Below are 23,520 nucleotides of genomic sequence, written 5' to 3' on the forward strand. Positions count from 1 at the left end.
GAACTGTTTGATAGCAAGAATTGATGATGAGTTCTCGATCGAGGCTGCTAAAGGAGTTGGAAAAGTGACTCATTCAAACCTAAAAATTGTCTCTCTGATTCCCAGCGCTACGGAAATTTTAGCGATCTTGGGGCTAACTCAGGCGATTGTCGGGCGATCGCATGAATGCGACTATCCGCCAGAAATCCAAAATTTGCCCGTCTGCACCCAGCCCAAATTTAACCCCGAAGGCACCAGTCCGGAAATTCACGATCGGGTTACGGATTTGTTGCAATCTGCGTTGAGCGTTTACCAAGTCAAAACCGACGTTCTCGAACAGCTGCAACCCACCCACATTTTGACTCAAGCTCAGTGTGAAGTCTGCGCCGTTAGCCTCGGTGAAGTCGAGCAAGCAGTTGCTACGCTTACGCACTCTCAGCCACAGATTATTTCCTTACAGCCTAATTTTTTAAGCGATGTCTGGGCAGATATTCAACGAGTCGCTGATGCCTTGGGTGTCGCAGCGCCACCTGTGCTAGCTGGTTTACAGTCTCGCATCGACGCTTGCGTGCAAAACACGCAAGCACTTCCTGACAGCGCCCGTCCTACGGTTGCCTGTATCGAGTGGATCGATCCTCTAATGGCAGCAGGAAATTGGATTCCCGAATTAGTCAAAATGGCTGGAGGTCAATCTCTGTTCGGTGTTGAGGGTGAACATTCTCCTTGGTTGAAGTGGGAAGCGATCGCAACCTCTAACCCGACTGCCATTATCTTCATGCCCTGTGGCTTCGATTTAAACCGCACTCGTGCTGAGGCAATGCCGCTACTCCAACATCCCGAATGGCAAAGCTTACAAGCGGTACAAACCGGCAGGGTTTACATCACCGATGGCAACGCCTACTTCAACCGTCCCGGCCCCCGTTTGGTAGATTCTCTGGAAATCTTAGCCGAAATTCTGCATCCGGAAAGTTTCCATTTTGGATACGAGGGTACTGGCTGGGAGTGCTTATTGGCTCGTTCCACGTTATAGGTTACATACTTCCTTCGCAAAAAAATCTATCTTTGGGCTGACCTGTCTCTACTATCCAGATGAAGATAGTAGTTTAGAAGTGCTGCTACCTGAAGGTGTGTCTGCCCAAATCTAGCTAAGGGTTGATTTTTTCGTCTGGCTCGCTGCGGAACTTGCAAAGTAGTTGCACGTAGCATGACAACGGAAATATCGGATTTCTGTAGTCTTTACGGAAGCTATATCCTTGACTTTATAAAACAGGCATTGCTGGTTCCATGAATTATGCAGCACTGCAATTAAGGGGAACTACCAAGATTATGAAGCCTGTCGAAGAATTACAAATTTTACCAAGCAAGCCGGAACCGTTATCATGCACTAGACTTGACTGGATTGATTATGCCAAAGGCATCGGCATCATTTTAGTTGTCTATGTCCATGTTTTGACCAATTTAAAAAATGCTGGAATGGGAATGCATGATTTATTTCATGATTACTCTTTTAATTTTATTTCTAGCTTTCATATGCCACTTTTCTTTTTTCTCTCCGGTTTATTTGTAGAAAAAAGCTTATTGAAGGGTAAGAAGAAATTCTGGGGGGATAAATTCAATACAATTGTGTATCCGTACTTACTTTGGTCTGTTATCCAAGGTAGTATTTTGGTTTTGATGTCAACCTACACGAATAATCCCATTAAATTGCAGTTTAAAGATTTACCATTTTACATGGCTTTTAACCCCATTCCTTTAATTACTCTTTGGTTCTTATATGTTTTATTTGCGTCTTATTTAGTCTTTGCGATCGCTCGAAAATTTATCAATCTATATATATTGCTTTCTTTCTCTATTTTAATTTACTTGCTGAATCCCTATGCGCCTAGCGAAATTCTGACTAAATTCATGAGTATGTTTGTGTTTTTCGTCGTTGGGGTAACTGTGGCACGCTGGTTGCACAACGACTTGAGAAATATTCCGAGTACCTTGTATAAATTGAACAAGCAGCAAATTGGCGCGATCGCGCTGATATTTGTCATCTTTCAAATGACACTTTTACAATTTGGTTTAAGCGAACAACCAGGAACTAGATTTTTTATGGCATCTGGAGGAATCATCTTTACTTTAGGAATATCCTTTTACTTGGCAGAAAGAAAAAAATTAGATATTATTCGCTACCTGGGTTTTTTATCGATGCCCATCTATTTAGCTCATATGTTAGCAATGGGAGCGACTCGAATATTCCTCCAAAAAGGTCTTCACATCAATCATGTGGTTTTACATATCATTCTGGTAACTATTTTTAGTCTAATATTACCAATCCTGTTGTATGAGCTAACAAAAAAGATAAAATTTCCTTACCTATTTTCTTTAAGTAAGCGTTCAGCCCTATCCTCAGCAATTTTGGCAAAGAAAGGTACTCAAGCATTACAGCAGTAGGATTGGGATTACTACCGTTGACAGAGTTAGATAAGGATTTCCCACCATAAATTGGGGTTAAAAGCTTATCATACAAAGCCGCCAAATACGGCTAAACCGTAATATTTCCAAGGAATAGCCACTGTAGTAAACCCAGAATTTTTCAGCATTTTTAAGTGGGAGGTTAGAGTCGCTAATTGATCTTGACTAGAGTAACCTTGAGGATTGCTCTTACCAATTTTGTCGCGAATTTCTGCCAGCGTTGTTCCTTGCTGCAATGTCCATTCTTCCCGCGCCGTTTGGTAAATTTCCTGCATCACTGGTGATTCCGGCAGGATGGGATCTGCGTTCCAAAAGACGCCGCCTGGATTGAGGCTTTCACCAATCCGCTGAAATAATTTCAACTTCATTTCATCGCTGAGATGGTGAATTGCCAAGGATGAGACACAGGCATCAAAGCTTTCTCCCAGTTCCAGCGCATGATTCGCCCAATCTCCGAAGTCGGCTTCAATTCCCGTCCACCTGTCTGCATAGCCTGCTGCGTGGATTTTCTTTTTTGCAAACTGAATCATCCGAGGAGAGTAATCTACAGCAACCAGTTGGGCATCAGGACAACGCTTGAGGATCTTTAAACTGAGTTCGCCGGTGCCGCAGCCGAGTTCTAGGACAGCTTTGGTTGTAGAGGGTAGACAAAGGGCAATCGCATCTAGCATTTCGTCATAGCGTGGCAACAGATGGCGAATCCCAGTGTCAAAATCAGCGGTGTTGGCGAATACTTCTCCAGGAAACATAATTTAAACCACAGAGGTAGAGAGAATACGAGGAAATAGAGAATAGTAAGATTCTATTAGGTTTGAGCAAGGCGAAGGATGCAGGAACACGAGCAACTGACAATTGCGGAGTACCAAGCGACAGCAGAATCGTTTCGGGAGGGCACTTGGGATCACGATGTTTCCCAAAATCGTGATGCCTTGGTAGCGGCGATGCCTAAAAATCCGGGTAAAATCCTCGATCTAGGCTGTGGTCCCGGACGAGATTTGCTGGCATTCAAACGCCAAGGGCATACTGTGATTGGCTTGGATGCAACGCCTGCGTTTGTGGAAATGGCACGACAGGCTGCGGATTGTGAGGTTTGGCAGCAGTCGTTTTTCAATCTCGATCTGCCGCCAGAAACCTTTGATGGGATTTTTGCGAATGCATCGCTACTTCACGTTCCTCATTCCCAAATGGTGAAAGTGCTGAAGGATTTGCATCAAGCGCTGGTTCCTGGCGGTGCAATTATTATTTCTATTTGTCGTGGAGATAGCGAAGGCTATAGCGTTCGTCCAACCGGCTATCGCTTTGTTTCTGGGTGGGAATATGAAACTTTGGCACCCTGTCTAGAACAAGCTGATTTTGAGATTCTCCACCACTACTATCGTCCCCCAGGATTGCCCTGTGAAGCTCAATCTTGGCTGGTGATGGTAGCAAGGAGAAGATTAAAAATTAAAAACTAAAAATGCAAAATTGAAGAATAGCTTTGGGAATTTTACATTTTTTCTTCGCCCTAATTACGGCAAAATATGAAATATCAAGTTAGGACAGTAAGAAATTTAAGATGACAAGTGAATCCTATATTTTTCTGGCGGGTGCAAGTCGGGGCGTGGGTCGAGAAATTGCCAACTACTTAATACAGGAAAACCAGAAGGTGAAGGCACTACTGCGCTCGCCAGCATCTGCTGCCGAATTGGAAGCGATGGGAATTAAAGGGGTGATGGGAGATGCTTTAAACGTTGCCGAAGTTGAGCAGGCAATCTTAGGAGATGAACCGATTCATGCTGCGATTAGCACCATCGGCGGTTTACCCAAAGACGGCGAAAGAGCTGATTTTTTGGGGAACAAAAATCTTATTGACGCTGCTGTGAAAGCAGGGGTAAAAAAGTTTATTCTCATTTCTTCGATTGGAAGTGGAGATAGTGTCGGGGCTATCCCTCCACAAGCTTTAGAAACGCTGAAGCCAGTGTTAATTGAAAAGGAGAAAGCCGAGAAGTATCTGATTGACAGCGGACTGACTTACACTATTATCCGCCCCGGCGGATTGAAGTCTGAACCAGCAACTGGCAATGGCGTTTTGACGGAAGATCCGCGAGTTGCGGGGACGATTCATCGCGCGGATGTCGCGCAGTTGACTTGCCAGTGTCTTAATTCTGATGCTGCGAACCAGAAAATCCTCTCAGCGGTTGACCGAAATATGATGTATGGGCAACCAGAGTTTGCGGAATTTAGCTTGACTTAAACGGTTTTACCCAGCCTAGCTGAATTGTCCAGTCGAGGAGGAGACGAGCGATCGCAAATAGCAAAATACTCTCTCCTCCTAGAATCCCAAACGACCAGAAGGCATCGGGGAAATTTAACCCAGCCTCCACTTGCCCTAATCCCCGCACCAACCCAAAGGCAAACACTGCGCCAGTCCTGAGGTGTGGGTTAGGGTCTTCTCGAATAATATAGCGGTAGGTGACGCCAAACAGAAAGCCGCTCAAAAGAGCGATCGCCATACTCACCAGAAAGTGAACGCTATTGGTGACTTTCAGATTGGCGAGTGTCTCAAACTGCTCCGACAGCACGAGAATATTGCTCAGGGTAGCAATGCCATAACCCAGGAAAAAAGACAAAGCAGCAACAGTTCCTGCCTTGATAGATTCTATTCGCTCAAGCCGATCAACCATCTCGTGCAATATCCTGTGAAAATCGCTCCTAGTTCAGTTAAAGGTTTTTTTGGCAACCTCGTCATTCGCCGAGGTCTGCCATAGATGCCTCAAATTGAATTATGATAGGCGCTGGAGTGATTATTGGGCACTTATCTTTACATACAACTATGGATATTTTGAGTCTCGGTTGGGTTTCAGTTTTGGTTTTGTTTACTTGGTCGATTTCAATGGTCATTTGGGGTCGTAACGGCTTCTAAAAGCATTGTGGAAACTTCTGTTCTGACTGTTCTGGCTTTTTCTACCTTCGCCCTGTTAACGGTGGTTTCTGGGGGCATTATCTATCTGACGCTGATAGAATGGCGCGATCGCCGTCGCCAAGATCGGGAGAAGCGAGAGAATAAGCCCTCTCGTCGTCGCTCAACTAAAGTCTAGGGTCTATAAAAGGCAAAAGTAAAAATTTTTACTTTTGCCTTTTGCCTTTTGAGCGAAAAAGTCTTCAGGAGTGAGGGCTGAGGACTGAGGACTGAGGACTGAGGACTGAGGACTGAGGACTGAGGACTGAGGACTGAGGACTGAGGACTGAGGACTGAGGACTCAGTAAAAAAGAAGTTGGCATCCTCAGCAGACAGGGTTTCAAGCCCTTGGCTCTAGCCATGAAGAAGAAAGAAAAGACTTTTGCCTCAAGAAGTTTAACTTAGTCCGTGTTCCGGTGTTATTCAACCATCGCCTCCCATTCCTGCTTCAAGATCCCGTATACGAGCGTGTCATACCACCGTCCCCGGATGCTGACATTCTCTCGCAAGCGACCTTCTTCGGTCATCCCAAGCTTCTGCACCAATGACACCGCCCCTCTATTTTCAGCAATACAGTGTGCATAAATGCGATGCAGTCCAAGCTCTGTAAAGCCAAATTGCAGTAGCGGACGACTCATTTCAACCGGATAATTTCGCCCCCAGTGTTCGGGAGCCAATTCACACCCAATTTCTGCTTCTGAGGCATCGCGATCGCTTTTGCGAATACCGCAATTACCAATCAGTCCGTCCTGTCTCCGGACGACTGCCCATTGATACCTCCATCGGGGCGTTTCCTGCTGCCACCGGAGGAAGCGATTAACGAAGGCGCGAGCGTCTGCCTCAGTGCGCCCGACCTCTGGATAAAAGCGTTGATATGCTGGCGTGGATTGATAGGCTAAAATGGCAGACCAGTCGGCTTCCGTAAATTCCCGCAGCAGCAGACGATGAGTTTGAATAAACATGACTCAATTCCGAAGTGAAAACCTACTTCATCTTCAACGTTGCTCGCAGCGGGTTAACAACTGATACAGACTCCGAAGATTAGCGTCGAGCGCAATTATCGCAGTGTCCGCATCGCCAGCCAGCTGCCTCTTGGGTGAAGCCAAAAGCCTGTAACAAAAACTGCCAACGGCACTGTCGCGTGTTTAGGTATTGCGCCATCTGGGACTGAACTTGCTGCTGCTGGCTACTGAGTTCCCCAAAAGAGCGAGATTTTCCAACCGAACGCCGAACATAATTGAAGGGATCTTGCCACTCCAATTGTCCAGCACTATGGAGGAGAGCAAGCGCTATAGCACCGTCTCGAAACTGTTTGGTTACGGCGGTTACTTCCCCTTTTGGTGGGAGTTTGGATGCGAGTTGCTGAGCTTCTTGATATTGCGATCGCATCTTTCCCGCAAAAAATTCCCGTCTTTGCTTATCCTCCGGGTTCAGCCACCCCGTCCGTTCGCTCACCAAGGTTAAAGCTTCAGATAATTTACCATCTCGTCCAGCTCTCCCTACTTCCTGCACGTACTCGGAAAGTAGTAAAGGCGAGTGAAAATGAACAACCCACCTAACATTGCTTTTGTTAATCCCCATCCCGAAGGCGCTCGTACAAACCACAAAAGGCATTTGATCGCTCAGCCAGCTTGCTTCAATTGAGCGGCGTTCCTCTGGACTCAGCCCCGCGTGATAAGCTGCTGTTGCACAACCGCGATCGCTCAGTAACTGAGTTAATTCTTCGCTATCTCGCCTGGTGCGGACGTAGACTAACCCTGCTTGTTTGGGTCTTTCCTGAATAAACTTGAATAACCCTTGGCGGCGTCCTCTAGGTGTCCAAATGGTTTGCACTTTCAGGTGTAGATTTTGCCGATAGGGGCTATTTTTAAAAACCGCTGGCTGTTGAAGTTGTAAGACTTGTTGGATGGTTTGCTGCGCTGCGGGATCGGCAGTGGCGGTGAAAGCAGCGATCGCGATTTTTGTCCCAGATGGCTTTAATTTTAGCAGCGCCGGTCGCACCGCTCCCAGTCGTCGATAAGTTGGTCGAAATGTCTCGCCCCACTGCACTAAGCAATGCGCTTCATCGAGAATTAAGCCGTTAATTTTTAGTTTTGGTTGACACAACTTTTCCCAAACTTGGGCACTCAGCAGTGTTTCTGGGGATAAGTACAATAATCTCAAATGTTCCAGAGTTTGCAGCGTTTGCCGTCGCTGGTGAGTCGGCACTTCGCTATGCAACAAGGCAGCGGGTAACTTGCGATCGCGCAATTCCTGCACTTGATTTTCCATTAGCGCTACCAAGGGCGAAATCACTAACGTTAGTCCCGTTTGCAGAAGCGCCGGGAGTTGAAAACAAATCGACTTTCCCCCGCCCGTTGGCATCACAATTAGGGCATCTTGCTTTTGCAACAAGCTGCGAATAATTTCTCCTTGTGGAGGTCGAAAATCATCATATCCCCAGATTTTTTTGAAGGCGATGCGGACTTCTTCCCAGGATTTTGTTTCGGAATTATTCATCATTCGTATGTAGATGCGATCGCTTCTATAGCAATCCTAAATGATTCGTGAATAAGAGATCCCCGACTTCGAGAAAGAAGTCGGGGATCTGAAGGGCTAGCATCTACAGCTCAAATCGGATTGCTTCTAGTGTCTGCTCTTAGCAATAAGATATATTAAGTTTTAGGAAAATCTGACGTAGTTTATTTTAGCTTTTTCTTAAAAAGGAGTGCGCTTAATGGTTAACTACGGTTTAAATTTAGCCTCGTTACTTGGTTTAATTTATTGGATTATCGGTTGAATTTATCCGACAATAGCTATTATTTTAATAATTAAACGTTCAAGATAAACGAGTGTTTTGTCCCTAATTGTTTATGTTATTCAAATCGTATTTTTACCAGTAATAATGTTCTCGTGTGGCTTTATTTTATTTTCTCAAGGTTGGCGTTTAGACCCAATCCTTCAGTTTGTACAATTTCTTTTAACAGGGGTCATTATTTGCATAATTATCAAAGATATTTATAGTGATTTTATTTAAAATTAGAAAGGAGTTAATGAAATGATAAATTTTGGTTTAAATTCAGCATCGATTTTAGGGATAATATATATTATTCTAGCTATAACCTATCTAAGTTTAATTAAAGGTGCAGCATCCGGATGAAGAAATAACTTGAGTGCCTCAGTTTTAAAATTAGATAAATTTGTATCTGCAATTATAAGAAGTTTGCTGCTAATTTCCGGGATAATTTTATTTTTGCAAGGTTGGCGTTTAAATCCAGTTTTACAATTTGGGCAATTTCTTTTATTTTTATTAATCCTTTATATGATACTGAAAGATATTGTACTTGAGCGGATAGAGCGACGTAGATAAATTAAGAAGAGTGTCCGGTGAAAGAGTGGTAATTCTTCAGAGCGATCGCTCTTTTATCTCCCCCTAATAAACCTAATTAAACATAACTACGTTTTTCATGTAAAAAAGGTAATAAGAGTTGGAGGGTAGCACAGTTCGGTGAGCTACCCTCCTATTTGTGGTCAGTTGCAAGTAATGCTAACTGTTGAAAATTCCCGGCGATCAATTACCCATTACTATTCCCAACAAATTCAGTTTATTTTTACCAATCTGCCTAACTTCAGCTAATTAATAAAACTGGTAGGATTTCCCGCCGTAATCGGCTTGGGAATTGGGCTAGAGATGCCTGATGGCGCTTCCGTCGAACTGGGTGGTGTCGCCGGTTGGTTGAAGTGTTGATAAGCGGTACGAGATATCTGGCGAATCAACTCTGATGCCTTAGCGTCATTGTGGGGGCGTTGCACCATCACAGCGGCAATGTAGCGCTTGCCAGTGGGCATATCAATCAAGCCAACGTCTGCGATCAAGGAGCCGATATCGCCGGTTTTGTGGGCGATGTTAGCGCCTTTCCCCAGTCCCCGTGGCAGCAACGAATCTGTTACCGTTTGTTGCATGATATGCAAGATGCGATCGCGCGATGGCACCGAGACCACATTGCCTTGATTGACCATTGCCATCACTGTCGCCAACTCCTTAGGACTCGTAGTGTTCGTTCCTTCCAAGTCCGGTAGGGCGTTGTGGATAACAGTTGACGTCAATCCCCAAGATTGGAACCGCTGATTCAGCGCCTCAGCACCGCCCAAACGCTGAATCAGCATATTGGTAGCGGTGTTGTCACTAATCGCAATCATCTTAGTTGCCACCTCTAGGGCGGTGTACTTTGTCCCTGGCTTTTTGTACTGCAAATCGCCGGAACCAGAACCCATCAGATTTTTCTCTAACGTTAACGGTTCATCCAGACGAATTTTTCCAGCATCCACATCTTGGAAAAAGGCGACGAGAATTGGCACTTTAATGGTGCTAGCAGCTGGGAAGATTTCGCTACCCGAAAAGTCGAGATAGGCACCCGTCTCCAACTCTACTAAAAAGACGCCTGGATTTAATTTGGAATTTTGTGTCACCAGCGCCTGTACGTGTGCTTTCAGCGCTGGGATTTCTTGATTCAGCGTCAGAACAGAAGTACCCGCCGCCGTACCCATCGCCGCGTCAGCTTGAGCTGGTGATTTTTGTCCCGGCGCTTGACCAATCGCCCCGACTGCTGACTGCTGATGGAGGGCGGAATCCTTGTTAGCAGCGCCTGCTAGCTGGCGGGTTGCCGGGTCCCAAGCAGATAAAACAGTTCCCGCGATCGCACCAATTCCCACTCCCAAGATGAGCAGACGCGCACCGTACAGCCAGGGAGAAACCGGGCGTCCGGGCGATCGCGTCCGGCGCTGAGGTAAAGTTCCCCCGCTCTTATGCGTGCCTGTGGGCTGAGCTGGCTGGGCAGGAGGGCGTTTCTGGAAGCGCCTCACATTCCCCTGTGACGGGACGGGGTAAGGGCGCACTGCCTCGCGCAGACTTTGATTGGGGATTGAACCGCCTTGACGCGAGCGATCTCGGCGGCTTGTTTGGGGTGCAGGTGCTTCTATCCCTTGCCTTCCCTGATTCACATCGGAAGCGAATCGCGAGAGTGATTTCCTCATTGGCGTGGTGGATCTTAAGGAACGATTGGGAGCAGAATTTGACTGCACCTGCCGCAGTGACAGACTGGCGCGGGAGGAGTTTCGAGTACGTAGGGACGGAGAAGATTTTTTTTGTTCTGTGTCTAGGGGCGCATTTTTCAAACCGAAACCCATCCTTGCTGAACTTTGATTCTTTCCTCGCGGCGTCGCAGCCACTTCACGGCTCACGCTCAAGGGTGTAGTTTTGAGTGCGTCGCGTCGATTCCGCGACGCGGGTTGTCTTTTTTGTTGCTCCCGCCGACGTTCGCGGATGTCAGAACGATTGTGTTGGTTCGGTGAGGATGAACTATTTGGGCTTTGCCCATTATCTTTTAACGTACTTCCTCCTGATACCGCTGACACAACTGACTGAGTTTCAGACTGCTGAGTCACTCCTAACTCCTCCACCACTATGGTTATTGTTAATTGTTAGCTGTTAAAAAGAGTGACTAACCACTGTACCGGCTAAGCCTTGGCTTTACTTTTCCAGGGTCTATCACTTGCATCAGGGAACGAATGCTTTTGCGTATCGCAACACCGCTAACGGACAAAAGAGCGTTAACGTTAACGTTCCTAGCAACTTTTGCTTATTTTATGGTGCGTCTTGCTGCTCTGGTTCATTAGCAACAGAATGTGGCAAAAATTGTAGCGCCCAGTCCATCTGGCTGAAAATGCCTCGGAGCATTGCCACTTCTGCTTTGCTGGGATTGGCTCGATTGAACAGACGCCGGAATTTTTCCATACGGCTGCCAGCGGTGTGGGGATAGAGATAACCCATTTTTAATAACACGGCTTCCATCTGTTGATAATACCCCTCCAAAACTTCTAATGAGGCAGGGTCAATGGTCAGTTGTGGGTTTTCAGTTGGGAGAGGCACGGTACTGCCATGCCCGTACTGTTGATTGTCAGTAGTTTGCGACTGACTGCTGAGTGCTGACCAATTTTGGTAAAGCTCGTAACAACAAATCCCAACTGCTTGAGCCAGATTTAATGAAGGATACTCCGGATTCGTGGTAATGCGTACAAATCGCTGAGCATAGTTTAATTCCACATTACTTAACCCGCGATCTTCTGGGCCAAAGAGCAAGGCTGATGGCAGCGGTTCTTCCAGCAACCAAGGTAAAGCGATTCTGGGATTTTCTAGCGGTGTGTCTAACGTTCGGGAGCGGGTAGTGGTGGCGATCGCTTTCACGCACCCTTGTAATGCCTCTGGGATCGTCGCGACTACCTGAGCCGATTCCAGGACGTCTATGGCATGAACTGCCATATCCGTTGCTTCTTTCGAGAGGCGATCGCATTGGGGATTCACCAGTACCAACTGCCGCAACCCCATATTTTTCATCGCGCGAGCCACAGAACCTACGTTCAGCGGGCCTGCTGGCTCTACCAATACAATCCGCACCTTAGCTAATCTAGTCTCATCCATAAGTAAAAAGAATAAAATAGTCTAAAAGCGCATCTCTCTATGGGCGGACATAATTACCTGACTTCCGATCTATTTCGTAAAATTGAATATTGGTAATGTACCGTCAAATTAACATGAAGCGCGTTCGATCCAAGTCCGACTTACCCAGCAAAATTTGCCCGGTATGTCAGCGTCCCTTTACCTGGCGCAAAAAATGGGCTGATTGTTGGGATGATGTGAAATACTGTTCGGAGCGCTGTCGCCGCCGCCGCAACCAAGCTAATGAGTCCGCGTAAAAGCCCAAGTTTAGATTTTCGATACTGGATTGAAAACATCACAAATCTAAAATCTGAAATCAAGGCTGAGTCTTGGTATTTATTAAAAATTACAAAGGATTGAAATATGTCACTCAATCAGGTGCAACCCAAGGTGATTATTCACGGTGGTGCCGGTAGCGCCCTCAAAAGTCAAGAGGGGGCTGACGCAGTCCGCAAATCACTCTACAAAGTCGTGGAAGAAGTTTATACCCTGCTTTTGGCAGGAGCAACTGCCCAAGCAGCAGTGGTACATGGTTGCCACTTGATGGAGGACGATCCCCGCTTTAATGCGGGAACAGGTTCGGTACTGCAATCAGATGGTCAAATTCGCATGAGTGCCTCCCTGATGGATGGGGCATTTCAGCGCTTGAGTGGCGTGATTAATGTATCCCGCATTCAACATCCCATCGATCTGGCCCAAGCTTTACAAGCTTCACCCGATCGCGTGCTATCAGATTACGGGTCGGCAGAACTCGTGCGGGAATTGCAGGTTCCGATTTACAATCCGATGATCGAGATTCGCTTGCAAGAGTGGCTGCAAGAGCGGAGCGAGAATTTTATTAAAGAAGCCGCTGGGGTGGTAGCGGAAAAAGAGCTGGTGGATGACCCAGAGGCTGGACGCGGCACGATTGGAGTTGTGGTTTTGGACGGTCAGGGAAATTTAGCCGCAGGCACTTCGACGGGAGGCAAGGGTTTCGAGCGGATTGGTCGAGTCAGCGATTCCGCAATGCCTGCGGGGAACTACGCCACCGCTCAAGCGGCAATTAGCTGTACGGGAATTGGAGAAGACATTATTGATGAATGTCTGGCAGCGCGGATTGTGGTGCGGGTGACGGATGGTTTGTCTCTTGCAGATGCCTTCGAGCGCTCCTTTACGGAAGCGCGTGGGCGTCAGCGGGATTTTGGGGCGATTGGGATTGATGCAACCGGAGCGATCGCATTTGGGAAAACGAGCGAAGTCCTCCTCGCTGCTTTTCACACTGGCGAACAGATGGGCGATACCTTGGAATGGACGGGTGACACCCTATCCGGCTTCATTTCTTAAGTGCAAGTAGGGTGGCAGGTTGCAGCCTGCTTGCAGTTAGGGTGTAAAAATATTAACCCCTAGGCGCATACATAACGACCAGCGTGCCAAGCAGAGCAATCCAACCTCCTAACAAGTCAAATTTGTCTGGAGCTATCTTATCTACCTGCCATCCCCAAAGAATAGAAAGAACGATGAAGACACCTCCATAAGCTGCATAAACTCTCGCAAAATTGGCAGGTTGCAGCGTCGCAATGATTCCGTAGAGAATCATTGCGATCGCTCCTAAGAAAGCAAACCAAATACTCTTATTTTCCCGCAGCCAAAGCCATATCAGATATCCTCCACCTATTTCGCATAACCCGGCTAAGACGAAATAGAATACAGACTTGATAACTGGCATCTTGATTTACTCCTGCTGGGGTTTTAAGCGCCAGCCTTTTCTGACGACTTGACGGGCACGGGCAATTACCAAAGAATCATCTAGAACGTCTTTCGTGACCACAGACCCGGCGGCAACGGTTACGTCTTCTCCCAGTGTCACTGGCGCAACCAGAACGCTGTTGGAGCCGGTTTTCGTGCGATCGCCGATTTTGGTACGATGCTTTTTCACGCCGTCATAATTGGCAGTAATTGTCCCCGCCCCGATGTTCACTTTATTTCCTAAAGTGGCATCGCCTAAATAAGATAGGTGGGCAGCATTCGTGCGATCGCCCAAGGTGCTATTTTTCAGTTCCACAAAATTTCCGATGCGGCAAGATTCCCCGACTTCTACATGACCGCGCAAATGAGCGTAGGGGCCAATCCGGGTGCCCTTTTTAACCACACTGTCAGTCACCACAGAATAAACCACCGTCACATTTTCCCCAATCTGGCTATTTTCAATCAAGCTACCAGGGCCAATGCGACTCCCAGATGCGATCGTGGTATTTCCCCGCAGATGAGTTTGCGGTTCGATCGCTACATCCGGTTGCAACTCTACCGTGTCATCAATGGTAATCGTGTCTGGACTCACGAGAGTCACACCCGCCGCCATCCAGGCATCCTTGACTCGCTCTTGTAAAATTTCGTAAGCATTACTCAGTTGTTTGCGGTCGTTAATTCCCAGAATTTCCTGGTAATCCTCCACATCCACAGCCATCACCGGCTCCATGAATTTAACCGCATCGGTTAGATAGTATTCCTGCTGGTCATTGTTGGGTACCAGTTGCGGCAATACTTTTTCCAGTTGAGGCCAATTGAAGCAGTAAACTCCTGCGTTAATCCGGCGATTTTGCTTTTGAGCAGGCGAGCAGTCCCGGTCTTCTACAATCTCTTTGACCAGATTTTGACCATTACAAAAAACCCGCCCATAGCCTTTGGGGTTGGGCATTTGGGCGGTAAGGAGGGTGGCGGCGTTCTGATGCTCTTGGTGAGTTTGCAGCAGATTTTTGAGCGTTTGCGATCGCAACAAAGGGACATCCCCATTTAAAACCAGCAAATCGCCGGTGAAGCCTTCCAGATGGGGGAGTAATTGCTGGACGGCATGACCCGTGCCCAACTGCTGGGTTTGTTCGACAAACTCCAGATTGGGAAGTGGGGGCAATCGATCGATGACTTCTATCAAGGCATCTTTGATGCGATCGCCTTGATACCCAACGATGACGAGGCACCGCGATGGTTCGACTTCAGACAAACTATGGAGAACCCGTTCGACGAGCGATCGCCCTCCCAAGGAATGTAGGACCTTGGGCAGATCCGATTTCATCCGCGTCCCACGTCCCGCTGCAAGAATTGCTACTGCTACCATATTCAGCTTTTCGCGTTATCAGACCAGCTAAAAGAATAAAGGATGAAGCATGAACCATGAAAGAGCGTTCGTGGTTCTTTCCGGGTGAAACATTGGCTCAGTCAGCCGACGCCAGCATCCGACTAAATTTTTGAGTCAATCCGAGCTTGCCCCTACACGGCTTCTGGCATCGCCTCAGCAACGCGAGCTGATTGAATAAACTCAGTAAACTTCTCTACTAATTGAGGATTTCTCCAACCTTTTGCCGTTTCTTCTGCAAAAATTTCTAAGGCTTGTGCTGATGTAAACGCGCGTTTGTAGGGACGTTCGCTTGTCAGGGCATCGTAAATATCAATAATTTGAAAAACCTGCGCCAAAAAGGGAATCTCCTCATTAGCTAAACCATCGGGATAACCCGTTCCATCCCAGCGTTCGTGGTGATTGCGAATAATTGGAATGACGCCCCGCATGGTTCGCAGCGGCTGACAAATTTTCTCACCAATCAGGACGTGCTGCTTCATAATTACCCATTCTTCGTCGTTGAGTTTCCCGGTTTTGAGCAGCACGGCGTCGGGAATGCCCACTTTACCGATGTCATGGAGATAACCGCCCCACATCAAATCCCGAACTTCGTTGCGAGAAAGATTCAGAAATTCACCAAAAGCTTTACCCATTTCCACCAGCCGTTCGCAGTGATCGCCTGTCGCCGGATCGCGGCTTTCAACACTACGGGCGATCGAGAACAGGACTTGTTCGGCGTGATCCAGGTCTTCATTCAAACGCTTTTGCTGGACGAGAGACCGGACTCTGGCAGAGAGTTCTAAGCGATCGAAGGGTTTGGTCAGAAAATCATCTCCACCTGCTTCAATGCCCAGAATGCGCGATCGCCTATCATTTAGCGCCGTGATGAAAACGACCGGGATCAAGCGGGTTTGTTCGTCTTGTTTTAACTTCCGACATACCTCAAACCCATCCATCCCCGGCATCATTACATCCAGCAGAATTAAATCTGGGTTGCACTCGACTACACGCTTCAATGCATCTGGCCCACTTTCTGCCTCCAAAACTTCGTAGCCTTCCACCGATAGCAGTGCTACCGCCGTCATCCGACTGGAGGGATGATCGTCAACCACCAGAATTTTGGGCAACTCCGAACCTAGAAAGCTCACTGAAGACAACCTTGTTTGAGAAGAAGCAGCCGTTGATAAATTGAGCATGATTTATAACATAAATTTGTTTTTAGTATGAGCGAATAGCTTAACCGTGGAATCGGGTTTTTCACGGATATTAACAGCACTTAGCAGACATCTTGATTGCAGCTTCCGTCTTCTGGCATCAGGCATCGATTTAATCTTCTGATAACCTACAAAATTCGGAGATTCTTTATCTGTCCGGGTTCGGTCAGGCAGTTCTTAAAAGTTAATAATCTTTCACTTGAGCGATTGCAAAGAATGCTACGATTATACACCGCCGTTTGAGACCTAGACCATTGCGGCGATCGCATTCAATCCCGATCGCGGACTGTAATAACCCGCACTGTTTGCAAGCAGAGGTTTGTTCTAAAGCACTTGCTTGTAGAGCTATTGAATTCTGAGCTGAGATTGAAATAACCAACGCTTTTTCCAATGAGAGGTTGGCTCTAAAGCACTGGCTTGTTGATCGATTTGACGACGCTGCAAAATCGCATCAGCAGGTTCGCACAGATGAGGGTCGCGGTAGGGAATGGCAGCTTTGGTGTGCAAATGCTCTTGTTCTTGTACTGAAAGCGCCGCTATATCTAGGTTTGTAAAACTAGCGACCGTTCCAGGCGATCGCCTTCCCACCGGGAATGTCGCACCAATTTGTAACCCAGCGGCGATTAAAGCAGCCCGCACCGCCGCCGCACAAGAATAAGTAGCAAGTCTCCCATCGGGTTTTAAGCACTTGGCAACCCAGCTTAAGAATTCCACCGTCCACAATTGCGGACATCGGGGGGGTGAAAAAGGATCGAGAAAAATCGCATCTGCCCGGAAGTTTGAGTGGTATATCTGCTGAATTGTGGCTCTGGCATCTCCCACGATTAGCTGAGCATTGAGGCGTTCGGTCTGAACTTTGCCAGAAGTGGCTAGCTGGTGGAAAATTTGAGCGTTTTCTGGATTCCAGTGGTTCAAAAGATGATGCGCGATCGCTGCTTTTGGTACCGATGCATCTAATTCCAGCCCCACCCACTCCACTCGGCAATTTGGATTCACTTCCCAAATCCTTTCCAAAGCCGCCGCGGTGTTGTAGCCCAGACCATAACAAATATCCAACAAATGTAATGTTGGTTGCTGTGCTTTCTGCCTAAGTTGAGTCGGTTCGACAAACTTAAGTTCGGCTTCCTTCTTCGCACCCTGCTGACTATGAAAAGTTTCGCCAAACTCTTCTGAAAAGAAGGTGAATGAGCCATCAGCGGTGAGTTGAGGTGTGAAGATACCCATGTCTTGCATTTTTTAGAGAGGAAGGCAGGTTAATAAAGCACTGCAAAAACTGCTTAAGCTCAGTTGAAACTAAATTTAATTTTTCCAGATGACGAGTGACTCTTAGGCAAACTGCACGACTTCGGCTACGCTTGCCCACTCCTGAACCCACTTTTTACATAATGCATCAATCACTTCAGCCTCTTCAATACGAAAGGACATGAAGCCCTGATTACCAAAATGCTGCTTTAGGAAAGTTCTAAAGTTTCGATCATCTACTCTTGAAAAATGCTCGTGAAAGCTTTCGGATAAGCGAATCAAAAGTTTATCATACCGCTAATTAAATGCATTACCAACTAGTTGCAGTTTATTGGGTAAAACTGGCTTAGTCTTGGTCAAAATGTAACCTTTCCAGCTTAGCGATAATTTCGTGTCTTGCTATCTATTTTATTGGTTCTAACACTCAGCTAACTCTATAAATTGTAAGTGAGTCGCATGGATACTTGGAGTTGAATTCTAAACAGAAACGCGATCGCTTCTCCACTATTGCCGTGGCAACACAGATGCGATCGCTCCCTGAAGACTTGTACACTGTTTTGATTGCAAACAGTCAAGTCAATGACCGATACCCCTTTTGTCGTTTCCGCCCAGTGGCTTTCCGAACACCTGAACCTTAGCGCAGCGGCTCCGGAGCTTTCGCAAGTTATCGTTGTGGATTGTCGCTTTTCCCTTGCCAATCCGGAATTGGGACACCAGCAGTATCTCACCAGTCACATTCCCGGTGCCTACTATCTGGATCTCAACAAAGACCTTTCTGCACCCGTCGGACAGCACGGGGGAAGGCATCCATTGCCCAATCCCGATGAATTAGCCAAGAAGTTAGCAGCCATTGGGGTAAATTTTCAGGAAACCTTGGTTGTTGCCTACGATGATTCCCGATTTGCCTTTGCTGCACGTCTCTGGTGGCTGTTGCGCTACCTAGGGCACGATCGCGTGGCTTTGTTAGATGGCGGCTTTTCGGGATGGCAGGCAGAGGAATATCCGGTTACAGACGTTCTTCCAACGCCACACAAAGGCAAGTTTGTGCCTCAGGTGCGACAAGACTGGGTAGTAGATATTGAAACCGTCAAAGCTAGAAAAGACTTGCCAGGAGTGGTATTGGTAGATTCGCGGGAAGGCGATCGCTTTTCTGGCGAACAAGAACCCATTGACCCAATTGCCGGTCATATCCCCGGAGCCGTAAACTATCCTTGGCAGGAAGTATCGAGTAGTCAATCTTACCTACGACCGATGACGGAACAACGCGCACGATGGGTAGGCTTAGAGCAAGCTGAGGAGGTTTTAGTCTACTGTGGTTCTGGCGTTACCGCCTGCGTAAATCTGTTGTCTTTAGAAATAGCGGGAGTTCATACGGGCAAGCTATATGCTGGTAGTTGGAGTGATTGGTGTTCTTACCTGTAAATACTATAAAGGCAGTGCTTAAGTACTTGCCCTAACTATACGATAGTGTCCACTAGGACAGTAATAGAGTCCTCAACTAAGGTAGAGTTTAAAGAAGAAGTTATGTTTGACTTTATCGGTGCTGTTCCCCTTTTTCGACTTTAATCGCCGATTTTGCCCTAAAAACCTCCTGAATGCCAGCAGGTTTTGGGGAGATCCGGAAAGATAAAAAAGAATAGGGATTGCACTAAAGTACTTATGAATAATTATTCGTAACAAATTGCTAGAATAAATCATTCCACTAAAATTCTTTTCTACAAATTTTAGGTTTTAGTTTCTATGGCTTTCTTAATGAACCGTCTTTCTATTTTTGTAGACGGGAACAATATGTTCTACGCTCAACAAAAAAATGGTTGGTTTTTCGATCCTAGGCGAGTATTGGAATACTTTAGAAAGGAACAGCCCGATACAAATCTCATCAACGCCTTCTGGTACACCGGGCTAAAAGATCCGCAGGATCAGCGAGGATTTCGAGACGCACTAATTAGTTTGGGATACACCGTCCGTACAAAAATTCTTAAAGAATATTACGATGACACTTCCGGTCGCTATTCGCAAAAGGCGAACTTAGATATTGAAATTGTTGTTGATATGTTTAATACAGTAGAACAGTACGATCGAGTAGTTTTATTCAGTGGAGATGGCGATTTTGAAAGAGCCATCGAACTGTTACGTTCTAAAAATACGCATATTACAGTAGTTTCCACAGAAGGAATGATAGCGAGAGAGCTAAGAAACGCTACAGACCGCTACATAGACCTGAATGAAATTCGGGAATTTATTGAAAAAACTGAATATTAGTCTTCAAACCTTAGTTTTTTTGGCTATAACTAATTAGCAAGAACTAATGACTAACGGCGAATGAATCAAACTTGAAGGATGTGTTTTTTTGACCTATGAACGTTGAACCTAGCCAAGACCGGATTATTATTTTCGATACGACCCTTCGAGATGGGGAACAGTGCCCCGGCGCAACTCTGAATGTAGACGAAAAGCTGAGTATCGCGCGACAATTGGCTCGTTTGGGCGTGGATGTGATTGAAGCGGGGTTCGCTTATGCTAGCCCAGGAGATTTCGAGGCAGTTCAGAAAATTGCCAAGACAGTCGGGACAGAAGATGGCCCGGTTATCTGTAGTTTGGCAAGAGCGATCAAAGCAGATATTGAAGCCGCGGCAGAAGCGCTAAAACCGGCGGTAAAAGGTAGGATTCACACCTTTATTTCGACATCTGATATTCACTTAGAATATCAGCTAAGAAAGACAAGGGCTGAAGTGTTAGCGATCGCAGAAGAAATGGTCGCCTATGCTAAATCCTTCATGGACGATGTAGAATTCTCCCCAATGGATGCCGCTCGCTCCGATCCAGAGTTCCTCTACCAAGTGCTAGAGCGGACAATTGCGGCGGGTGCCAAAACTGTCAATATTCCCGATACCGTTGGTTACATGACTCCCAGCGAGTTTGGTGACTTAATTAAGGGAATTAAAGAGAATGTGCCGAATATTGACCAAGCAATTATTTCCGTACACGGTCATAATGACTTAGGCTTGGCGGTGGCGAACTTCTTGGAAGCCGTGAAAAATGGCGCACGACAGCTAGAATGCACCATTAACGGCATTGGCGAAAGAGCCGGGAATGCTTCACTCGAAGAATTGGTGATGGCACTCCATGTCCGGCGTCAGTATTACAATCCATTTTTAGGACGCCCAGAGGAGTCAGAAGAACCCCTCACGAATATTGACACAAAGCAGATTTACAAAACATCTCGGTTAGTTTCTAACTTAACAGGGATGTTGGTGCAGCCGAATAAAGCAATTGTGGGCGCAAATGCTTTTGCACACGAGTCTGGCATTCACCAAGATGGGGTGCTGAAAAACAAGCTCACCTACGAAATTATGGATGCCCAATCTATCGGTTTAACCGATAATCAGATTGTACTGGGCAAACATTCCGGTCGCCATGCCTTCAGCGCTCGACTGAAAGAATTGGGATTTGAACTATCAGAAAGTGAGTTAAATAAAGCCTTTCTGAAGTTTAAAGACTTAGCGGATAAAAAGAAAGAAATCACCGATTGGGATTTGGAAGCGATCGCTAACGATGAAATCCAACAAGCCCCAGAACTTTTCCGCTTAGAATTGGTGCAAGTCTCTTGCGGCAGCAACTCTCAGCCCACCGCAACCGTTACACTTCGCACTCCCGCAGGCGAAGAACTCACCGACGCCGCCATCGGTACGGGACCCGTAGATGCCGTTTATAAAGCAATCAACCGCGTCGTCAACGTCCCCAACCAACTGATTGAATTTTCCGTTCAATCGGTAACGGCTGGAATTGACGCCATCGGAGAAGTTACGATTCGCCTACGGCACCAAGATCGAGTATTCTCCGGTCATGCTGCCAACACCGATATCATCGTCGCCTCCGCCCAAGCCTATGTCAATGCCCTGAATCGCTTGTATGTTGCCTTGGAAAAAGAAGAGACGCGATCGGCAGTAATCTCCCAAAAAGTATAAACCGCAAACAGCCATAGAGGTACGCAAAGTGAGAAAATCCTTTGCGTACCTTTGCGTTTACCTTTGCGAACCTTTGCGTTTAATTCTTAATTATGGATATTTTTGACAAAGAGAAAAAATTCCACGATCAATGGGCATCTACTATTGATGTAGATGGAATCAAAGTTAAAGATTATTTTGAAGCTTGTACTTCCCCTGAAAATCGTTTCATCCTCGGACGACTGGGAGATATCAGAGGCAAAAAGCTTCTCGATTTAGGGTGTGGTGCTGGGGAAAATAGCGTTTACTTTGCCAAAAAAGGGGCGCTGTGCGTGGCATCTGACTACTCTCCCGGCATGGTGGAAGTCGCCCTACAACTGGCAGAGAAAAACGGCGTCGAGATTGAGGGGCGAACCATGAATGCGATCGCGCTCGATTGTCCTGATAATAGTTTTGATATCGTCTACGCCTCGAATTTGTTGCACCATTTACCCAATCCGAAACTCGCCATTCGGGAAATGCACCGGGTGCTTAAACCCGGTGGAAAAGCTTGTTTTTGGGACCCTCTGAAACACAATCCAGTCATTAATGTGTACCGCCGGATTGCGACGAAAGTGCGGACTGAAGATGAAACGCCGCTGGATATTAATATTGTCAATTTTGTAAAATCCCAGTTTTCAGAAACGTCTTACGATACGTTTTGGTTGGCAACGCTGTGGATTTTTCTACGCTTCTATTTAATTGAAAAAATCGATCCGAATAAGGAACGTTACTGGAAGAAAATTATTATTGAACATGAAAGATTGGCACCCAATTATCAACGGTTAGAGAAGATGGATGGCGTTTTAAAAAAGATTCCTTTAATGAAGCGTTTTGCCTGGAATCTTGCTGTAGTCGCAACGAAATAATTTGTATTTTTCAAGTAAGCGGAGGATGAGATTAATTACTGAAAATTGTTAGCTTGTTTTGAGAAAAAACTCACACTGGTTAGGTTTCTAACCTCAAATGAAGCTAAGAATTCAGTAATTTGTAAGCGTTATTAGGACTAATCCCCAGCAAAAGTCACAAGTAAAAATTAAAAATGAAAGATAAATTCTTGCATTTTTAATTTTTAGTTATTAATGATTAATGGTGGCTAGTTCATCCAGTTGAGCGAGGGTCTGCCAAACTTCGTGCAACATTTGATCTAGCCCAATGCCAGCAACCCCTGAAATCAGGAATACGGGTGCATGACTTAACTGACGAAGCTGTTGCGCGATCGCTTCCACATCACGATCGGGATCGATAGCATCCACCTTGTTCAGCGCCACAATCTGCGGACGATTTGCTAGTCCGCGACCGTAAGAGTGCAGCTCCTGCTGTATCGTTTGATACGCAACAATGGGATCTTCGCTAGTCCCGTCAATTAAATGCAGCAGTAATCGGGTACGCTCGATATGACGCAAAAAGTCGTGTCCCAACCCGGCACCCATATGGGCACCCTCAATTAAACCTGGAATATCAGCAAATACGGTGCCGTCACCGCTGGGTTTGCGTACCACCCCCAAATTCGGCACCAAGGTTGTAAAAGGATAATCTGCTACCTTCGGTCGTGCCGCTGAAATCGCCGAAATCAGCGTAGACTTACCGGCATTGGGTAAACCAATAATCCCCACCTCAGCTAAGAGCTTCAGTTCTAAACGCAGCTGCCGTTTTTCACCTGGCAACCCGTCTAAAGCATAATCCGGCGCTCGATTGCGGTTGCTCAGGAAGTGCTGATTTCCCAAACCTCCCTTGCCACCCTTCGCCACACAAAAAGTTTGCCCGGTCTCAACCAAATCGCTCAGCAACTCATCCGTTTCGGCATCATAAACCATCGTGCCACGGGGAACATGAATCACGCGATCGCGTCCCGCGGCACCCGTGCGATTATTTGGCCCTCCGCGCGAACCGTCTTCAGCCTTGAAACGATGGGTATACTTGAAGTCCAGCAAGGTTTGCAAATTCTCAACCACCTCTAGAATCAGCGAACCACCTCGACCACCATTCCCCCCGGATGGCCCCCCAGCTGGCACATATTTTTCCCGTCGGAAAGCGACAATTCCATCGCCGCCTTTCCCCGCCTCCACTTCAACTTCTACCTGATCGATAAATTGCATAAATTTCCTTTGCTAATTGCTAATTGTTACTGATTG

Annotated in this window: 24 protein-coding genes; 13 read left to right on the forward strand and 11 right to left on the reverse strand. The window is 46.6% G+C overall.

The window, feature by feature from the left end; translation table 11 throughout:
* Window positions 1-64 precede the first annotated feature (64 nt).
* Complete coding sequence (locus NDI33_RS08650; RefSeq protein ID WP_190673676.1) at window positions 65-1,009, forward strand: ABC transporter substrate-binding protein; 945 nt, start codon at window positions 65-67, stop codon at window positions 1,007-1,009.
* Window positions 1,010-1,305: 296 nt separating this feature from the next.
* Window positions 1,306-2,418 (forward strand): acyltransferase, encoded by a 1,113-nt coding sequence (locus NDI33_RS08655; RefSeq protein ID WP_348245630.1) that lies wholly within the window; start codon window positions 1,306-1,308, stop codon window positions 2,416-2,418.
* A gap of 68 nt (window positions 2,419-2,486) precedes the next feature.
* On the opposite strand, the gene NDI33_RS08660 is transcribed toward NDI33_RS08655, so the two are convergent.
* Window positions 2,487-3,188 carry a class I SAM-dependent methyltransferase gene (locus NDI33_RS08660; protein WP_190673682.1) on the reverse strand — a complete coding sequence of 234 codons (702 nt, stop codon included), beginning with the start codon at window positions 3,186-3,188 and terminating at the stop codon, window positions 2,487-2,489.
* A 78-nt stretch (window positions 3,189-3,266) separates the two neighbouring features.
* On the opposite strand from NDI33_RS08660, the gene NDI33_RS08665 reads away from it, so the two are divergent.
* On the forward strand, window positions 3,267-3,893 hold the full coding sequence (locus tag NDI33_RS08665; protein WP_190430647.1) for a class I SAM-dependent methyltransferase: 627 nt from the start codon (window positions 3,267-3,269) through the stop codon (window positions 3,891-3,893).
* 101 nt (window positions 3,894-3,994) lie between these two features.
* Entirely contained in the window at window positions 3,995-4,672 is a 678-nt protein-coding gene (locus tag NDI33_RS08670) for an SDR family oxidoreductase (protein ID WP_190430646.1), read from the forward strand.
* Here NDI33_RS08670 and NDI33_RS08675 read toward each other — a convergent pair.
* A complete protein-coding gene (locus NDI33_RS08675; RefSeq protein ID WP_190673685.1) occupies window positions 4,659-5,102 on the reverse strand; it encodes a hypothetical protein in 444 nt (147 codons plus the stop codon). The genes NDI33_RS08670 and NDI33_RS08675 overlap by 14 nt on opposite strands.
* 149 nt (window positions 5,103-5,251) lie before the next feature.
* Between NDI33_RS08675 and petN the strand changes: the two genes are divergently transcribed.
* Together petN and NDI33_RS08685 are read left to right on the forward strand one after the other, a co-directional pair.
* Window positions 5,252-5,341 (forward strand): cytochrome b6-f complex subunit PetN, encoded by a 90-nt coding sequence (petN, locus tag NDI33_RS08680; protein ID WP_190430645.1) that lies wholly within the window; start codon window positions 5,252-5,254, stop codon window positions 5,339-5,341.
* Between the two features lie 7 nt (window positions 5,342-5,348).
* A complete protein-coding gene (locus NDI33_RS08685; protein WP_190673688.1) occupies window positions 5,349-5,516 on the forward strand; it encodes a hypothetical protein in 168 nt (55 codons plus the stop codon).
* A 280-nt stretch (window positions 5,517-5,796) separates the two neighbouring features.
* Here NDI33_RS08685 and NDI33_RS08690 read toward each other — a convergent pair whose 3' ends face one another.
* Window positions 5,797-6,339, reverse strand: coding sequence for a GNAT family N-acetyltransferase (locus tag NDI33_RS08690; protein ID WP_190673691.1), 543 nt, complete (start codon window positions 6,337-6,339; stop codon window positions 5,797-5,799).
* Window positions 6,340-6,418: 79 nt separating this feature from the next.
* Window positions 6,419-7,876 (reverse strand): RecQ family ATP-dependent DNA helicase, encoded by a 1,458-nt coding sequence (locus NDI33_RS08695; RefSeq protein ID WP_190673800.1) that lies wholly within the window; start codon window positions 7,874-7,876, stop codon window positions 6,419-6,421.
* A gap of 385 nt (window positions 7,877-8,261) precedes the next feature.
* On the opposite strand from NDI33_RS08695, the gene NDI33_RS08700 reads away from it, so the two are divergent.
* On the forward strand, window positions 8,262-8,393 hold the full coding sequence (locus NDI33_RS08700) for a Ycf66 family protein (RefSeq protein ID WP_242028904.1): 132 nt from the start codon (window positions 8,262-8,264) through the stop codon (window positions 8,391-8,393).
* Between the two features lie 596 nt (window positions 8,394-8,989).
* On the opposite strand, the gene NDI33_RS08705 is transcribed toward NDI33_RS08700, so the two are convergent.
* Together NDI33_RS08705 and NDI33_RS08710 are read right to left on the reverse strand one after the other, a co-directional pair.
* Window positions 8,990-10,801, reverse strand: a complete 1,812-nt coding sequence (locus tag NDI33_RS08705; RefSeq protein WP_339380339.1) for a serine hydrolase — start codon at window positions 10,799-10,801, stop codon at window positions 8,990-8,992.
* Window positions 10,802-11,000: 199 nt separating this feature from the next.
* On the reverse strand, window positions 11,001-11,834 hold the full coding sequence (locus NDI33_RS08710) for an RNA methyltransferase (RefSeq protein ID WP_190414706.1): 834 nt from the start codon (window positions 11,832-11,834) through the stop codon (window positions 11,001-11,003).
* Window positions 11,835-11,947: 113 nt separating this feature from the next.
* Here NDI33_RS08710 and NDI33_RS08715 point away from each other — a divergent pair, with 113 nt between their 5' ends.
* Both NDI33_RS08715 and NDI33_RS08720 read left to right on the forward strand, forming a co-directional pair.
* Window positions 11,948-12,109 carry a DUF2256 domain-containing protein gene (locus NDI33_RS08715; protein ID WP_190414705.1) on the forward strand — a complete coding sequence of 54 codons (162 nt, stop codon included), beginning with the start codon at window positions 11,948-11,950 and terminating at the stop codon, window positions 12,107-12,109.
* A gap of 106 nt (window positions 12,110-12,215) precedes the next feature.
* Window positions 12,216-13,175, forward strand: coding sequence for an isoaspartyl peptidase/L-asparaginase (locus tag NDI33_RS08720; protein WP_190414704.1), 960 nt, complete (start codon window positions 12,216-12,218; stop codon window positions 13,173-13,175).
* Between the two features lie 52 nt (window positions 13,176-13,227).
* Here NDI33_RS08720 and NDI33_RS08725 read toward each other — a convergent pair whose 3' ends face one another.
* From NDI33_RS08725 to NDI33_RS08740, 4 genes are all read right to left on the reverse strand, one after another.
* Window positions 13,228-13,557, reverse strand: coding sequence for a YnfA family protein (locus NDI33_RS08725; protein WP_190673697.1), 330 nt, complete (start codon window positions 13,555-13,557; stop codon window positions 13,228-13,230).
* Window positions 13,558-13,563: 6 nt separating this feature from the next.
* Window positions 13,564-14,943, reverse strand: a complete 1,380-nt coding sequence (glmU, locus tag NDI33_RS08730) for a bifunctional UDP-N-acetylglucosamine diphosphorylase/glucosamine-1-phosphate N-acetyltransferase GlmU (protein WP_190414702.1) — start codon at window positions 14,941-14,943, stop codon at window positions 13,564-13,566.
* Between the two features lie 152 nt (window positions 14,944-15,095).
* Entirely contained in the window at window positions 15,096-16,139 is a 1,044-nt protein-coding gene (locus NDI33_RS08735; protein ID WP_190414701.1) for a two-component system response regulator, read from the reverse strand.
* Window positions 16,140-16,502: 363 nt separating this feature from the next.
* Window positions 16,503-17,390, reverse strand: coding sequence for an MnmC family methyltransferase (locus NDI33_RS08740; protein ID WP_190673701.1), 888 nt, complete (start codon window positions 17,388-17,390; stop codon window positions 16,503-16,505).
* 588 nt (window positions 17,391-17,978) lie between these two features.
* Here NDI33_RS08740 and NDI33_RS08745 point away from each other — a divergent pair.
* The 4 genes from NDI33_RS08745 (at window position 17,979) to NDI33_RS08760 (ending at window position 22,254) form a co-directional block, all read left to right on the forward strand.
* A complete protein-coding gene (locus NDI33_RS08745; RefSeq protein WP_190673704.1) occupies window positions 17,979-18,821 on the forward strand; it encodes a sulfurtransferase in 843 nt (280 codons plus the stop codon).
* Between the two features lie 318 nt (window positions 18,822-19,139).
* Window positions 19,140-19,661 (forward strand): NYN domain-containing protein, encoded by a 522-nt coding sequence (locus NDI33_RS08750; RefSeq protein WP_190414139.1) that lies wholly within the window; start codon window positions 19,140-19,142, stop codon window positions 19,659-19,661.
* Window positions 19,662-19,756: 95 nt separating this feature from the next.
* On the forward strand, window positions 19,757-21,367 hold the full coding sequence (locus tag NDI33_RS08755) for a 2-isopropylmalate synthase (RefSeq protein ID WP_190426993.1): 1,611 nt from the start codon (window positions 19,757-19,759) through the stop codon (window positions 21,365-21,367).
* Between the two features lie 92 nt (window positions 21,368-21,459).
* Window positions 21,460-22,254, forward strand: coding sequence for a class I SAM-dependent methyltransferase (locus NDI33_RS08760; protein WP_190673707.1), 795 nt, complete (start codon window positions 21,460-21,462; stop codon window positions 22,252-22,254).
* Between the two features lie 210 nt (window positions 22,255-22,464).
* On the opposite strand, the gene obgE is transcribed toward NDI33_RS08760, so the two are convergent.
* The gene (obgE, locus tag NDI33_RS08765; RefSeq protein ID WP_190414133.1) at window positions 22,465-23,484 is read right to left on the reverse strand and encodes a GTPase ObgE; all 1,020 of its coding nucleotides are present in this window, start codon (window positions 23,482-23,484) and stop codon (window positions 22,465-22,467) included.
* Between the last annotated feature and the right edge of the window lie 36 nt (window positions 23,485-23,520).

Source organism: Trichocoleus sp. DQ-A1, assembly GCF_039961955.1.
GTDB lineage: Bacteria > Cyanobacteriota > Cyanobacteriia > Cyanobacteriales > FACHB-T130 > FACHB-T130.